The sequence below is a fragment of the Bradyrhizobium pachyrhizi genome, assembly GCF_001189245.1.
Lineage (GTDB): Bacteria > Pseudomonadota > Alphaproteobacteria > Rhizobiales > Xanthobacteraceae > Bradyrhizobium > Bradyrhizobium pachyrhizi.
The window spans coordinates 17,020-32,031 of the sequence record NZ_LFIQ01000114.1 but is presented as its reverse complement, the minus strand read 5'-3'; the positions used below and the strand labels follow the sequence as shown (position 1 = coordinate 32,031).

General features: G+C 65.7%; 11 protein-coding genes. 5 read left to right on the top strand and 6 right to left on the bottom strand.

All coding sequences use genetic code 11. The annotated features are described in order from the left end of the window. The 4 genes from AKL29_RS29270 to AKL29_RS29255 form a co-directional block, all read left to right on the top strand. The coding region (locus AKL29_RS29270; RefSeq protein ID WP_244482487.1) for a penicillin-binding protein 1A at positions 1–2,293 on the top strand (2,293 nt) is incomplete at its 5' end. 208 nt (positions 2,294–2,501) lie between these two features. Next, positions 2,502–3,633 (top strand): peptide chain release factor 2 gene (gene prfB, locus AKL29_RS29265; protein WP_152977819.1). Its coding sequence is split into 2 segments (ribosomal slippage): positions 2,502–2,570 and positions 2,572–3,633, totalling 1,131 coding nucleotides; the frame shifts between segments, so codons are not numbered across the junction. A 3-nt stretch (positions 3,634–3,636) separates the two neighbouring features. After that, positions 3,637–4,506 carry an NAD(P)-dependent oxidoreductase gene (locus AKL29_RS29260; protein WP_028332237.1) on the top strand — a complete coding sequence of 290 codons (870 nt, stop codon included), beginning with the start codon at positions 3,637–3,639 and terminating at the stop codon, positions 4,504–4,506. Between the two features lie 83 nt (positions 4,507–4,589). Then, complete coding sequence (locus AKL29_RS29255; RefSeq protein ID WP_050386749.1) at positions 4,590–5,450, top strand: DMT family transporter; 861 nt, start codon at positions 4,590–4,592, stop codon at positions 5,448–5,450. Here the strand turns inward: AKL29_RS29255 and AKL29_RS29250 are convergent. Further along, on the bottom strand, positions 5,410–7,563 hold the full coding sequence (locus AKL29_RS29250) for a carbamoyltransferase C-terminal domain-containing protein (RefSeq protein ID WP_050386557.1): 2,154 nt from the start codon (positions 7,561–7,563) through the stop codon (positions 5,410–5,412). The genes AKL29_RS29255 and AKL29_RS29250 overlap by 41 nt on opposite strands. Before the next feature lie 160 nt (positions 7,564–7,723). Here AKL29_RS29250 and AKL29_RS29245 point away from each other — a divergent pair, with 160 nt between their 5' ends. Next, positions 7,724–8,959 carry an ABC transporter substrate-binding protein gene (locus AKL29_RS29245; RefSeq protein WP_050386556.1) on the top strand — a complete coding sequence of 412 codons (1,236 nt, stop codon included), beginning with the start codon at positions 7,724–7,726 and terminating at the stop codon, positions 8,957–8,959. A gap of 194 nt (positions 8,960–9,153) precedes the next feature. On the opposite strand, the gene AKL29_RS29240 is transcribed toward AKL29_RS29245, so the two are convergent. Genes AKL29_RS29240 through AKL29_RS29220 form a run of 5 tightly spaced genes read right to left on the bottom strand, consistent with a single transcriptional unit; the run spans position 9,154 to position 14,785 of the window. Beyond that, on the bottom strand, positions 9,154–10,440 hold the full coding sequence (locus tag AKL29_RS29240) for an O-antigen ligase family protein (protein ID WP_050386555.1): 1,287 nt from the start codon (positions 10,438–10,440) through the stop codon (positions 9,154–9,156). Positions 10,441–10,446: 6 nt separating this feature from the next. Beyond that, a complete protein-coding gene (locus AKL29_RS29235; protein ID WP_050386554.1) occupies positions 10,447–11,874 on the bottom strand; it encodes a glycosyltransferase family 4 protein in 1,428 nt (475 codons plus the stop codon). Continuing rightward, a complete protein-coding gene (locus AKL29_RS29230; protein WP_050386553.1) occupies positions 11,871–12,611 on the bottom strand; it encodes an ABC transporter ATP-binding protein in 741 nt (246 codons plus the stop codon). The genes AKL29_RS29235 and AKL29_RS29230 overlap by 4 nt, the downstream gene beginning before the upstream one ends. Positions 12,612–12,614: 3 nt before the next feature. Further along, positions 12,615–14,555, bottom strand: coding sequence for a glycosyltransferase (locus tag AKL29_RS29225; protein WP_050386748.1), 1,941 nt, complete (start codon positions 14,553–14,555; stop codon positions 12,615–12,617). Positions 14,556–14,572: 17 nt separating this feature from the next. Continuing rightward, positions 14,573–14,785, bottom strand: coding sequence for a hypothetical protein (locus AKL29_RS29220; RefSeq protein ID WP_050386552.1), 213 nt, complete (start codon positions 14,783–14,785; stop codon positions 14,573–14,575). Between the last annotated feature and the right edge of the window lie 227 nt (positions 14,786–15,012).

Here is a 15,012-nt window from a genome sequence, read left to right as displayed (position 1 = left end):
GCTCTATCTGCCGATCCAGGCGGTGCCGAAACTCGTGATCAACGCCTTCCTCGCCGCCGAAGACAAGAACTTCTACGAGCACGGCGGCATCGACTATCAGGGCATGGCGCGCGCCGCGATCCTTTATGCGCAGAACTACGGCTCGAACCGTCGCCCGCAGGGCGCCTCGACCATCACCCAGCAGGTCGCGAAGAACTTCCTGCTCACCAACGAGGTCTCGTTCAGCCGCAAGATCAAGGAAGCCTTGCTGGCGATGCGAATCGAGCGCGCCTATTCCAAGGACCGCATCCTCGAGCTCTATCTGAACGAAATCTATCTCGGCCTCGGTGCGTACGGGATCGCGGCGGCGTCGCTGGTCTATTTCGACAAGTCGGTCAACGAGCTGACGATCGCGGAAGCGTCCTACCTCGCGGCGCTGCCGAAAGCGCCGGCGGCGCTGCATCCGGTGCGCAACCGTGACCGCGCGATCGAGCGCCGTAACTATGTGATCGATCGTCTGCTGGAGAACGGCTGGATCAAGCAGGCCGACGCCGACAAGGCGCGCAAGGACCCGCTCAACGTCACCAGCCGCTCGAACGGCGCGCACATCTTCGCCGGCGAATATTTCGCCGAGGAGGTCCGCCGCGACATCTTCGAGCGTTACGGCGAAAAGAAGCTCTACGAGGGTGGCCTGTCGGTGCGCACCACGCTCGATCCCAAGATCCAGGTGATGGCCCGCAAGACCATGGTCGCGGGTCTCGTCAATTACGACGAGGCGCAGGGCTGGCGCGGGGCGCTGCACAAGCTCGACATTTCCGGTGACTGGGGCGTCAAGCTTGCCGACGTGAAGTCGCTGTCCGACATCTCGCCGTGGCGGATGGCTGTTGTGCTCGAGACCAGCGATCAGTCGGCACGGATCGGCTTCCAGCCGGGTCGCGAACTCGGCGGCGCGGTCAGCAAGGAACGGCAGACCGGCATCATCACGATGGACGGTGTGCGCTGGGCCAAGACCAAGGGCAAGGCGCCGACCGCGGTTTCGCAGGTGCTACAGCCGGGTGACGTGATCTACGCTGATCCGCTGGTGACGAAGGACGGCAACGCGGTCGAAGGCCAGTATCGCCTGCGGCAATTGCCTGAAGTGTCCGGCGCCATGGTGGCGATGGATCCGTGGACCGGCCGCGTGCTCGCGATGGTCGGCGGCTTCTCGTTCGACCAGAGCCAGTTCAACCGCGCGACGCAGGCCTACCGGCAGCCGGGCTCGTCGTTCAAGCCGATCGTATACTCGTCGGCGCTCGACAACGGCTACACACCGTCGACCACCGTGATCGACGCGCCGATCGAGATCGATCAGGGGCAGGGCGCCGGCGTGTGGCGTCCGGAAAACTATTCGACCGGCAAGTATTACGGCCCGACCACGCTGCGCAACGCGCTGCAGCGCTCGCTCAACACCGTCACGGTGCGGCTCGCACAGGACATCGGCATGCCGCTGGTCGGCGAATACGCCAAGCGCTTCGGCGTCTATGACGAATTGCCGAACTATCTGTCGTATGCGCTCGGTGCCGGCGAAACGACCGTGATGCGCATGGTCACGGCCTATTCGATGTTCGCCAATGGCGGCCGCCGGGTGAAGCCGACGCTGATCGATCGCATCCAGGATCGCTACGGCCACACCATCTTCAAGCACGACACCCGCGAATGCCGCGGCTGCGACGCGCCCGGGGGCTGGAAGAGCCAGCCGGAGCCGCAGCTCGTCGACCGCCGCGAGCAGGTGCTCGACCCGATGACCGCCTATCAGATCACCGAGATGATGGAAGGCGTGGTCCAGCGCGGCACCGCGACCGTCGTCAAGGAGGTCGGCAAGCCGATCGCCGGCAAGACCGGCACCACCAACGACGAGAAGGACGTCTGGTTCGTCGGCTTCTCGCCAGATCTCGCAGTCGGCGTCTACATGGGATACGACAAGCCGCGCAATCTCGGCCGCGCCGCCACCGGCGGCCACGTCGCCGCGCCAATCGCCCGCGACTTCCTCAAGCTTGCGCTCGCCGACAAGCCGCCGACGCCGTTCAAGGTTCCGGCCGGCATCAAGCTGATCCGCGTCGACGCCAAGACCGGCATGCGCGCCGGCCCCGGCGACGGCGGCAACACCATCCTCGAAGCCTTCAAGCCGGGCACCGCGCCGCCGGAGAACTATTCGGTCATCGGCGTCGCCGATGCCGATGGGCGCGGCCCGGCGCCTGGCCCGCAGCCGTCGCAGAATGGGGCCCAGCCCGATGGCGGCTTCTTCATGCGTCCGGGAACCGGGGGGCTTTACTAGAGCGTTTTCGAGCGAAGTGGATACCGGTTCGCGTGAAGAAAACGCGTCAAAACAAAAACCTAGAGCCCCGTTTCGATCCAATCGGAACGGAAACAGCGCTGGCCTCCAGCACGGCCAAATCGCCGGGATATTGCGGCCAAGCCGATTGCGCTTTGCTGCGCCGGTCGCTACATCCCCCGGAACCTTTTTAGCCAACACCTGAAAGACCATGCGCGCGGAAATCGAACGCCTTGTTGAAGAGATCAAGCAGTCAGTCGGGCTGCTGAGGAGGCATCTTTGACGTCGAACAATCGACGGCACGCCTAGCCGAGCTAAACAAGCTCGCTGAAGACTCCAATCTCTGGAACGATCCCCAGAAGGCCCAGCGGCTGATGCAGGAGCGCACCTCACTGGAGGACGCGCTCTCGGGCATCGGCAAGGTCGAGCGCGAGCTCGAGGACCAGGTCGGCATGATCGAGCTCGGCGAAGCCGAGAACGATGAGGGCGTGGTCGCCGAAGCCGAGAAGGCGCTCAAGGACCTCAAGAAGGAGGTCGCCCGGCGCGAGCTGGAGGCGCTGCTGTCGGGCGAGGCCGACAAGTTCGATTCCTATCTCGAAGTCCATGCCGGCGCCGGCGGCACCGAGAGCCAGGACTGGGCGCAGATGCTGCTGCGCATGTACACGCGCTGGGCGGAGAAGCACGGCTTCAAGATCGAGTTCCTGGAAGAGTCCCAGGGCGAAGAAGCCGGCATCAAGTCCGCCACCATCCAGATCAGCGGCCACAACGCCTATGGCTGGCTGAAGACCGAGGCCGGCGTGCATCGCCTGGTGCGCATCTCGCCGTTCGATTCCAACGCGCGGCGGCACACCTCGTTCTCGTCGGTGCAGATCTTCCCGGTGATCGACGACTCCATCAAGATCGAGATCAAGGAGTCCGATGTCCGCACCGACACCATGCGGTCGGGCGGCGCCGGCGGTCAGCACGTCAACAAGACTGAGTCGGCGGTGCGCCTCACCCATATTCCGACCGGCATCGCGGTGGTCTGCCAGGCCGGCCGCTCCCAGCACAAGAACCGAGCGCAGGCCTGGGACATGCTGCGCGCGCGGCTCTACGAGATCGAGCTGAAGAAGCGCGAGGAGCAGGCCGCTGCCGATCAGGCCGCCAAGACCGATATCGGCTGGGGTCACCAGATCCGCTCCTACGTGCTGCAGCCCTATCAGATGGTGAAGGACCTGCGCACCGGTGTGCAGACCTCCGATACGTCGGGGGTGCTCGATGGCGATCTCGATGAATTCATGGCGGCGACGCTGGCGCAGCGTGCCTTCGGCACCGGGCCCGGCTCCGTCGAGGATGTGGATTAGCCCATGCCGCGCGTCGCTTTCATTGGATTGGGACGCATGGGCCACGGCATGGCCGGCCGTTACCTCGATGCCGGCTTCACGGTCGCGGTGTGGAACCGGAGCAAGGCCAAGGCCGCCGACCTGATCGCCCGCGGCGCGCTGTGGGCGACCTCGCCGGAGGATGCCGCGATCGACGCCGATGCTGTCGTGACCATGGTCGCCGACGACGAGGCCTCGCGCGCGGTCTGGCTGACCAAGGACGGCGCTTCCGCCAACATGAAGGCCGGCACGCTCGCGATCGAATGCTCCACAGTCTCGTACCAGCACACGCTCGAGATGGCGCGCGAGCTCAACAGCCGCGGCCTGATCTACATCGATTGTCCGGTCACCGGCCTGCCGGAGGCGGCGGCCGCCGGCAAGCTGACGCTGCTGGTGGGGGCCGATCCGGCCGATCTGGAACGCGCGCAGCCTTATCTCGCGCCGATCGGCAGCACGATCCGGCATTTCGGCCCGGTCGGCACCGGCACCGTGTTCAAGCTGATCAACAACCTGATCGGCGCGGTGCAGATCGCAAGCCTCGCCGAGGGCGTCGCGATCGCCGAGCAGGCCGGCCTCGACATGCAACTGGTGGCCGAGGCGCTGGCGACCGGCGCGGTGGCAAGCCCGCAGGTGATCCGCCACTCCAAGCGGATGATCGACCGCAACTTTTCCGGCGCATCGTTCACCGCGGCGCTGCGCCACAAGGACGCCGATTACGCCGTGCGGCTCGCCGAGACCTTGCTGCCCGGCGTACCCGTTAGCCGCGCCGCGCTCGCCGCCTACGACAAGGCGAAGGCCCATGCGCCCGACGCCGACGAGGGCCAGATGATCGAGATCGTGTCGCGGCCGAAATAGGCGGGCCGCCATTCTCGGAAATCGGGTGGGAATATTCGCGGCGCTGCCCTAGTCACCTGTCCGACTGCAGGTGAGTGCCCGACATGCCTTCCGCCGACAACCGCATCGATCGCCGCGACTGGGGGCTGCTTATCCTGCTGTCGGTACTCTGGGGCGGCTCGTTCTTCTTCAACGGCGTGATCCTGCGCGAATTGCCGCCGCTGACCCTGGTGCTGCTGCGCGTCGCGCTCGGCACGATCATCCTGCTGTTCAACAATGTGCTGCCGTTCGCGCTGATCGTGTTCGGGCAGACCTATATTCCGAGCGGGCTGGCTTCGATCCTCAATGCGACGACGCCGCTGTTCGCGGTGGTCGTGATGGCGGCGGCCGGCGAGGAGCGGCTGCAGGCGCGCCGCGTCGTGGGCGTCCTGGTCGGGCTGATCGGGGTTGCGATCCTGCACGGCGACGCGCTCGGTTTCGACAGCCGGCAGGGCATCGGCATCCTGCTGTGCCTCGCTGGCGCCTTCAGCTACGGCATCGCGGCGCTGGTCGGGCGGCGGCTGCCGCAGCGCCTGCCGCCGCTGGGGACGGCGACGTTCCAGATGATCGCCTCGGCGATGCTGATGGCGCCCATCGCCGCCGTCGTCGAACGGCCGTGGCTGTTGCCGATGCCGCATCCGGCGACATGGCTCGCCGTGCTCGGGCTCGCGGCGCTGTCGACGGCGCTGGCCTATATCGTGTTCTTTCAGATCCTGCAGCGCTCCGGCGCGACCAATGTGATGCTGGTGACGCTGCTGATTCCGGTCACCGCGCTGCTGCTCGGATATCTCGTGCTCGGCGAGCCGATCGCGCTGCGCGAGGTGATCGGCGCGCTGGTGATCGCGAGCGCGCTGCTCTTGATCGACGGCCGCGTGCTGGCCTGGTTCAGCCGCGCGCCTGCTTCCACGCCGCATACCATCCGCTGAAGCGTCCGCTGTCGCGCTCGCCGCCGTGCCAGGCGGCATGGGCGGTGCCGTCATCCGCGACCAGCACCACGGCATCGAGCCCCTTGGAGCGGCGCAGCGTGTCCATCGCCTGCGCCGGCGTCTGCGCGATCGGACCTGCGACGTTGAACGAGGTGTTGACCGACATCTCGACGCCGACATGACGGCCGAGCGCCTTCAGATAAGCATGGGTGAGGGGATCGTCGGCCTCGCGCACGATCTGGATGCGGCCGGTGCCGTCGGCATGCACCACCGCCGGAATCTTCGCGCGCGCCTCGGGCTTCGAATGCGCCGTGAGCACCATGTAGTTATAGGCGTTGTAGTCGGCATCGGAGGCGCCGTCTTCGAGCTCGAAATAGTCGCGTGCGGCCTCTAGCGTCGCCATCGGTGCCAGTGGCCGGATCGCCTCGCGATACTTGACGCGCTCGTTGAGCCGCTCGCGCACCTCGGGATCGCAGGGATTGGCGAGGATCGAGCGATGGCCGAGCGCGCGCGGGCCGGTTTCAGCGGCGCCCTGATAGATCGCGATCACGCCGCCTTGCGCGACCATGGATGCCATCAGGTCGGCAACCGCGTCGCGCCCTTCTGACGTCGCCACATTGCCGATCTCGGTCGAGGCGATGTCGTCGGCTTGCAACGCCGCGGTGATGTCGGCGTTCGAGGGCGGCAGGCCGCAATAGAATGCGTGCGACAGCGGCGCGCCGCGCGGCGCGCCCGCCATATGCGCGAACAGCCAGGCGGCGCCGATCGGCACGCCGGGATCGCCGGGCACCGGCGGCACCCACATATGCAGTCGCGTCTTGCGCTGCTGCGCCCGCTCAAACCACGCCTCGTCGAAATGCTCGAGCAGACGCATGTTGCCGAGCGCGTTCAGCGCGACGCCTCCGGTCAGCACCAGGCGGTCGGTGCCGGTGGTGCGCAGGAGATGGTCGATGACGTGGATCATCGCGTCCTCGAACACCAGTTGCGTCGCGGCTGCCTTATCGACGCGGTCCTTGGTGTCGGGGCGGTGATTGATGTCCTCGACGCGCAACACGGCGTCGGGATTCCAGAGCTGGTCAGGGCGCAGCGGCGGACCGAGAATGTCAATCAGCGGCTGATGATAGGGATCGTCGGCGGGATCGGCGTACCAATTGGCCATCGCGCGATTGAGCTGCACGCTGCCATTGGGCCCGAGCTGCAGCACCGCCTTCAGGCGCGAATAATACGGATTGGTGGCGCGGTTCATGTCGCCCCAGGCGGCGGCGCCCATGTAGCGGCCCTCGCTGGAGAGCCAGGTCCAGCCGCCCTGGCTCGACGAGATCACGGTGTAGAAGGCGCCGAGCGAGTCGAACAGGCTCTCATTGCAATAGAGCTGCTTCATCTCGCCATTCTCGGCGACATAGAGCGAGATCGAGCCGACGTCGCCGGTGCCGTCGAGCACAGCGATCGCGACACGCTCGCGCGTATCGGCGAACGGCGAGGCCGTGAACGAGTACCAGGCGTGATTGTCGTGGTGCGGCATGCAGATCAGCGGCAATTGCTTGTCGAGCCCGTACATCCTGCCGAGCCGGCGCGACAGCCGCCGCACCTGATCCAGCTGGCGCAGATTGATTGCCGGAGCGATCGGGGCGCGCAGCAATTTGAGGCTGGCCGGCGCTTCCTCGAGCGAGGTGCGGATCAGCATCGCCAGCAGCGCCGGATAGTCCCATGTCGTGACGAAGGCGGCGATGTCGCCGACATCGCGGCCCATCCGCTGCAACACCTTGCGCATGTCGTCGAGTGCGTATTGCGGGAACTCGTTGGTGTGCTTGTTGCCGGAGAAGCGCTCTTCCTCGTTGTTGACGATCAGGCGCGGTCCGTCCTTCCGGGTGACCTCGACCAGCGCGACGCCGGTGTTGTGCGTGCCGGGGCAGGCGAGGCCTGCGATATAGACGGTCTCGCCGCGCTGCAGCTTCTCGCGGATCGAGGCGATCGTGCGCTGCGCGAACGCGCCATTGGCCTTGTGCAGGCCACGCTTCGCCAACGCAGACTCGCTGAGGCGGCGCGTGATCTCATAGCCCGCGGCCGCAAGATGCGGATGCCGCGGACCGGTACGGATGTCCGGCTTACGCAATCAGAACGCCTCGACTCGTGATCCCCAGATCGACCTTCAATCATAAATAGCGCCAGGCAACAATGCCGTTTCGCCCAACGGAAAAACCCAACGCTTGCCAGCACATGCGTCTCTTGCGAGACTTGCCGCCAAAACCAACGACAAAAATCGGGAGAAAACGATGCCGGCTCGTTTCGGATATATTGGCGCAATCGCGGCGTTCGCAAGTGCCGCACTGATCGCGACCTCGGCCACCGCGCAGAAGAAATACGATCCCGGCGCGAGTGATGGCGAAATCAAGATCGGCAACATCATGCCATACAGCGGCCCCGCGTCGTCCTATGGGGTGATCGGCAAGACCGAGGCCGCGTTCTTCAAGATGATCAACGAGCAGGGCGGCATCAACGGCCGCAAGATCAACTTCATCAGCTACGACGACGCCTATTCGCCGCCGAAGGCGATCGAGCAGGCGCGCAAGCTGGTCGAGAGCGACGAGGTGCTGCTGATCTTCCAGCCGCTCGGCACGCCGTCCAATTCGGCAATCATGAAATACATGAATGCCAAGAAGGTGCCGCAATTGTTCGTCGCCTCCGGAGGCACCAAGTTCGGCGACCCCAAGAACTTCCCCTGGACGATGGGCTTTCAGCCCAACTACCAGAGCGAGGGCCGCATCTACGCAAAGTACATTCGCGACAAATTCCCCGACAGTAAGATCGCGGTGTTCTGGCAGAATGACGATGCCGGCAAGGATCAGTTCAAGGGCCTGAAGGACGGGCTCGGCGACAAGGTCGGCATGATCATCGCCGACAAGTCGTACGAGGTCTCCGATCCCTCGATCGATTCGCAGATCGTCGCGCTGCACGATTCCGGCGCCGACATCTTCTTCTCCTGGGCGGCGCCGAAGGGATCGGCGCAGGCGATCCGGAAAGTGGGCGAGCTCGGCTGGAAGCCGAAATTCTTCCTCGCCAACACCGCGACCTCGGTCGCCTCGGTGCTGAAACCGGCCGGACTCGAGTTCTCCAAGGGCATCATCTCGACCGCCTATCTCAAAGACCCGACCGATCCGACCTGGGACAAGGATCCGGCGGTGCAAAACTGGCGCGCCTTCATGGACAAGTATTACCCCGACGGCGACAAGGCCAACGCCAACAACCTCTATGGCTATGTCCAGGCCGAGGCGATGATGCAGGTGCTGAAGCAGTGCGGCGACAATCTCACGCGCGAAAACGTGATGAAGCAGGCCGCCAGCTTGAAGAACTTCCACTCCGACCTGATGCTGCCGGGCGTCATGGTCAACACCTCCCCCGACGACTACTTCCCGATCGAGCAGATGCAGCTGATGCGCTTCAACGGCGAGGCATGGGAGCTGTTCGGCGACGTGATCACCGGCGAGGTCGGGCACGAAGCGTCGCGGTAGGCGGTCGGTTGTTAGAACGGCGTTGCCAGCGCCGCAAACACCGCCGTCGTCCCGGCGAAAGCCGGGATCCATACTCCGCGGCGGACGTTGCTGAAGGGGCTCGTCGTTTCAGCGACGCGCAATAACAAGAGCTTGGGGTAATGGGGTCCCGGCTTTCGCCGGGACGACACTGAACGTGTGGCGCGATCTGTGAGTCACACATCCGCATTTTCCGGCCGGCGGGCGCGGAGCGCCTTGCCGCCGGCGACGCCGACACCGATCACGTACATCCAGCCTTCGTGAAAATCGGACAGATGCGAATTGAGCAGCGAGCTTGTGATGTTCTGCACGACCACGGCGAGTCCGATCCAGCTCACGAGATCGCGGCCGGCGAACAGCCTGACGTGGCTGATCCACATCGCGTAGAGCAGCAGGATGCCGATCAGCCCCCACTGGACCCCGACATTAAGGGTCTGGTTGTGCGGGTTGTTGATCACCTCGGCCTCAAGGCCGGCTTGTCCGACGGCATCCTGCGTGAACATGTGCCTGATCGAACCGGTGCCGTGGCCGAGCCACGGCGCCTCGCCGATGAACTTCACGGACTTCCGCCAGTAGGTCAGGCGCTGCGCCGTGGAAGCGATGCCTGACGTATCGTGCGCCCGATACTCGATACTGACATCGGCGATGCGTTGGCGCAGGTATGGGGACGTGGTCCAGACCACGAGGCTGGTGACCGCGACGCCGGCGAACAGCAGCCGGGTGGCGCGCCGCGACAAATGCAACGAGGCGAACAGGATCAACAGCACCGGCATGTAGACCAACGCGGTCCGGGCCGAGACGACATAGAGCATGTTGAAGACGAACAGCAGCATCAGCGCGATGGCGCCGACTGCGATGCGCCATTGCCTGGCCCGCACCGCCGTCAATGCCGGCAGCGCCAGCGCGAACGCGCAGAGCGCGAACTCCTGGCTCTGGTCGAGGTAGTTCTTGACCGGCACGCCGTCGGAGGCGGTGTGCGCGAGCTTGAGCTGCGGCAGCGCCAGCACGATCCAGGACAGGATCATCAGCACCAAGGAGGACACCAGGAAGGCCAAGAACACCCAGAGCCCGCGCTGCGAGCGCTGGAAATAGCCGAGCAGGAACGGGAGCAGCAGCAGCTTGCTGAGCGGCTTGATGCCATGCAGCCGTTCTACCCAGCTCGTCTCCGACCACGCCACGCCGATCAGCGCGAGTGCGACCAGCGCGATCGGCAACGCAAAGGCCGGCTGCGCGAGGTCGAGCACGAACTGCCGCCAGTCGATGGTCGGGATCACGGCGACAAGCCACAGCAGCATGAAAACGGCGAGTGCCGTGGTCGTCCAGGGTAGCGACGCCGCGGCCAAGGCGATCAGGGTATCGGTGGCGCGGACATAGGGGACTGAGCCGGACCAGGTGCGGACGCGATCGCGCCATCGTGCTGGCGGTTCGATTGCGAGACCAATGGCGTCGGAATCGGTGCTCATGACCGGTCACACGCCGTGCGCGGTTGCACCGTTGAAGGTCGCCATCGCGGCGGTGAGCGCCGCGGCGGCGGCCGCGACGTCCGGGCCAGCCCGATGCGACAGCAGGTCGCGCGCCTGGGTGTGGTGGCCGAACCGCTCGGCGAGCTCGGCCCGCCGCGCGCGGATCCGGTCGCGCCATTGCTCCTGCTGCGCCAGCATGCGCCGCACCGAGGCGCAGATCGAGCCGGTCGAGAACGGATCGAAATAATCGGCAAGCTCGCCCGCGACCTCGCGGAACACGGCAATATCGGAGCACAGCACGGGGGTATTGGCCGCGAACGCCTCGATGATCGGGACGCCAAAGCCTTCGGCGAGGCTCGGCATGATCAGGCCGTGCGCGCCCGCGATCAGTGCCGCCTTCTCGTGCTCGTCGACATAGCCGGAGAAGCGGACGTTCTTCGGCAGGTTGCGCGCCTGGTTGGCGCCGCCGGCATAGCCGATCACGACGAGATCGGCCTCCGGCAGCTTGCGGAAGGCGCGGATGACGGCCGCGAGGTTCTTGCGGGGCTCGTTCGAGACGATGACGACGAAGCTCGGCCGTGCCGGGACGGCGGTTGGCACCGGCGCAAGCGGCGCTTCCGCGCCGTCGAAGCGGGTCCGCGGATAGACCACTCGCGTCGGAATATGCGCATATTGCGGGAGCAGGACGCGGAAGCGGTTCATGCTGTAGTTCGAGACGAAGGCGAGCTCGTCAGCCTGATTCACGCTGGTGAAAAGGCGCGACAGGAACAGGCGTGTTGCGATGTCATCCAGCTTGAGATCGGTGATCGGCAACAGGTCGTGCACGACGCAAATCACCTTTGCGCCCGGGCGGCGCTGGATCGCAACCCGGGTCGGGGTGTCGATGAGAATGACGTCATAGTCGCGCGCATCGACCCGCGGCGGCGGCAACCGGGTCAGGGCCGACGTGTCCTGATAGCTGTAGAAGCCGGGCTCGAGCAGGAAATCGCCGAACAACTCGAGATGGCGCAAATCGGTCGGAATGTATTCGAGGCCCTCGGTCCGGTTCTCGATCAGCTTGACGCTGGTCGGCAGCAGATGAATCGAGCGCAGGAAGGCGATGATGAATTCGAGCGAGGTCGCCGCGTTGAGCTTGTGCTTGAACCAGTCGACGGTGCGGCGCAGGCCGCCGCGCATGATCGGCGAGTTCATGTCGGTTTCATCGAGGTAACGATAGAGCGCGAGCAGCTCGATCAGCCGTGAGTCCTCGGGCAGCAGGCGCGTCCGCTGCTGCCTGCGGCGCAGCTTCCGGTACCGGCGCGTGGTCTCCACGACGAGGGTCAGGGCATGGCCGTCGCCGGCCAGCGAGCGGATCAATTCACGGGTGAAATGGAAGATGCCGCGCTTGTGGTTGGGCTCGCCAAGCGCCTCGCTGACGACCAGGATCTTTGTCATGCGCTGATTTCTCCGAGCTCGAGGTGATGCGGGACGGGCGCATCCAGCGCGACGGTGCTGGCGATGCGGCCGTGATCGAGATTGATGATGCTGTTGCAGGTCCGGCGTAGCAGGGCGTGGTCGTGCGAGGCGATGATCACGATCGCCGCGGTTTCGACCATCTTGCGCAGCCGCTGCTCGGCCTTGGCCGAGAAATTCTCGTCGACCACGCTGAGCCACTCGTCGAGCAGCAGGATGTCGGCGGGAAACGCCGTCGCGGTCGCGAACAGCACGCGCATCAGCATGCCCGACGAGAACATGCGCAGCGGCAGCCGCCGCATGCGCTCCTCCAGTTCCGTGAACGCCCAGATCTCGTCCAGGACCGCCGGCGTCGGCTTGCGTCCAGAGATCCGCAGCAGCAGGCTGATATTGTCGGCGGCGACGAAATCGAGATTGACGCCGGCGCCGAGGCCGAGCAGCGGCACGATGTTGCCGGAGATCTCGACGCGGCCGCTGGTCGCCGGGAACACGCCGGCGATCAGCCGCAGCAGAGTGGACTTGCCGGAGCCGTTCGGGCCGGCGAGGCCGATGCGTGCGCCGGCTTTCGCCTCGATCGAGATGTCATCGACCGCGCGGATGGTCCGCATCTCGCTGGTCTGGCGGAACAGGCGGCCGAGCAGGCGGCGCTTCAGCGAGAAGTCGTAGGCGCCGTACAGCGGATAATCGAGGCAGACGTCGTGGAGGTGGATGCTTGCCATTCCCTAGATCCAGAATGCCGCTTTGCGCAGATGGGTCATGGTGACGATCGCGGCGACCGCGAGCGCGGCGAGGCAGGCCAGCACGTAGATCACGCTTGCCGTTGCGACATGACCGGTCGCCAGCGGGTCGCGCCAGATCGCGAACAAATGCGTCAGCGGATTGAGCCGCATCACGGTCGAGCCGCGATCGATCATCTCGGATGTCCAGATGATCGGCGAGGCCAGGAAGGCCAGCGTCAGCGAGGACTCGATGATCGGTTTGATGTCGCGGTAACGCGTCGCCAGCGCGCCGAGCACGAGGCTCAGGCCCAGCGTGCAGACCACGAACAGGGCGAGGCCGGGGAGGGCGGCGATGGCGCCGCCGACATCGCGCGGCGTCAGCACGAGCCACAGGAGCAGCGGCACGACCGCGTTATGGGCGGCGAACAGTGCCTGCCGGAAGGTACATTGCAGCAGAAAGATCACAGGGGGCAGCGCGCGATCCTTGATCAGGCTGGCCGAGCCCTGCAGCGCCGTGGTGGCGTCGAGCACCACGCTGTTGAGGAAGGTCCAGGCGGTGAGGCTCGCCGCCAGCATCGGCAGCCGCGCCACCGCGCTGGCGTTGGAGAGATGGCCGATGACCGAGCCGAGCACGGCCACCATGATCGCCATCTGGATCGACATCCAGAAGGGTCCAAGGAGGGAGCGGACGTAGCGATGACGCACGTCGGACCAGGCCAGTGTTGCCGCGATCTGGATCGCGCCGACGAAACCGGCCGTTCGGGAACGCGGGGCTGGGGCTGACGACCCCGCGTCCCTTGCGGCGGCCTCCTCGGTAACGACCTTGCGATACACCGTCTCGACTCCCTCCTTGAAGGCTGCGGTTGAGTATTTCGTCAGCGCGCGATGGCGCGCGGCCTGACCCATGCGGCGGCGCCGCTCGGGATCGTTGATCAGCGTCTCGATGGCGTCGGCGAGCGCGGTGGGATCGCCGGGCGGCACCGTGATGGCCTCGAGGCCGTCGCGGGCGACATGCGGAACGCCGGTGTCGAGCGCGGTGTTGACGACGGGCCGGCTTGCGGCCATCGCCTCAAGCTGCGCCAGCCCGAAGGTCTCCGCATTGGTCACCGACGGCATCACGAACACGTCGGCGATGCGCATCAGCTTGACGCGCTCGCTTTCGGACACCGAGCCGAGCAGGCGGACGCGATCCTGCAAGCCGTAGTCGCGGATCAGTTGCTCGAGGTTGTCGCGCTCGCGGCCCTCGCCGACGATCCAGACCTCGAAATTACGGGCGTGCGCGGCGCGCACCAGCACGTCAAAACCCTTGTAGGGCACGAGGCGTCCGCAGGCGAGCACGAGACGGCCGCGGGCGTTGACGTCGTCGGCCTGGGCGGCCGGCCGGTCATATTTGGCGACATCGACGCCGAACGGAACGGCGTGGCATTTGTCGGAGAATTCCTGCAGCAGCGGCGTGGTTTCGATCAGCACCGGATCGGAGACGATGATCGCGGCGGCCCGGCGCAGCGTTCGCCGCATCATCGGCTCGACGAGGAAGCGCAAGGCCGCGTGCGAGACGATGTCGGCGTGCCAGTGCACGACCAGCGGGCAGGTGCGGCCGAGCCCGAATGCGAAGACGAGATCGGCGAGCGGGAAGGGGGCGTGCAGCGCCAGCAGATCGTGCTCGGCGATGCGGCGCCACAGCCGCCACGGATAGGTCGGCGCCGCCGGCAGCGACAGCACGTCGCCGAACGAGTGCACGCGCTCGACCGCAACGTCGTTGACCACGATCTGCCGCTCGCCGTCGGAGCGCGAGCAGACCAGCACGGCGGCGTTGAACGTGTCCTTCAGTCCGGCGCAGATATCGCGGATCACCGTCAGCGTGCCGCCGAACAGGTCGGGATAGTAGACCTTGAAGATGTGGAGCACCGACGGACGCCGGGCCGGCTCGTTGACGACGATCATGGGTGGCTCGATCCGGATCATGCGACGAACAGGGCGACGATGAACGGCAGCGCCAGCGCGGCGGCGAACACCAGCGAGCGCAGCAGCGCCGGAAACACCGGCTCGATCGGGCCGCAAGGCGCCTGCGGCGTGAAACAGAATGGCGCCTGCGGCGTGAAGCGGAATGTGGTGGCGGCGAACCGACCGGATTCGTGAAACGAACAGGATTCGTGGGCCGAACGAAGAGACATTGCGTCGAATTCCCTGGTGAACGGATTCGGGATACGTGGGAAAATTTCACACGTCAATGGTGTCGGACTAAAATGTGGGATTATGTCCCACGTATGGCGGTGGATAACTTTTCTGAGAGGCGAGGATCGGAACGCATGACGGTGCGATCGCGCCGCGACGGCACGGGGAGCGAGCGAATGCGGGAGTTTCTAAGCGCCGTGAGCCAACTTGTGGGTCGAGCAACGGC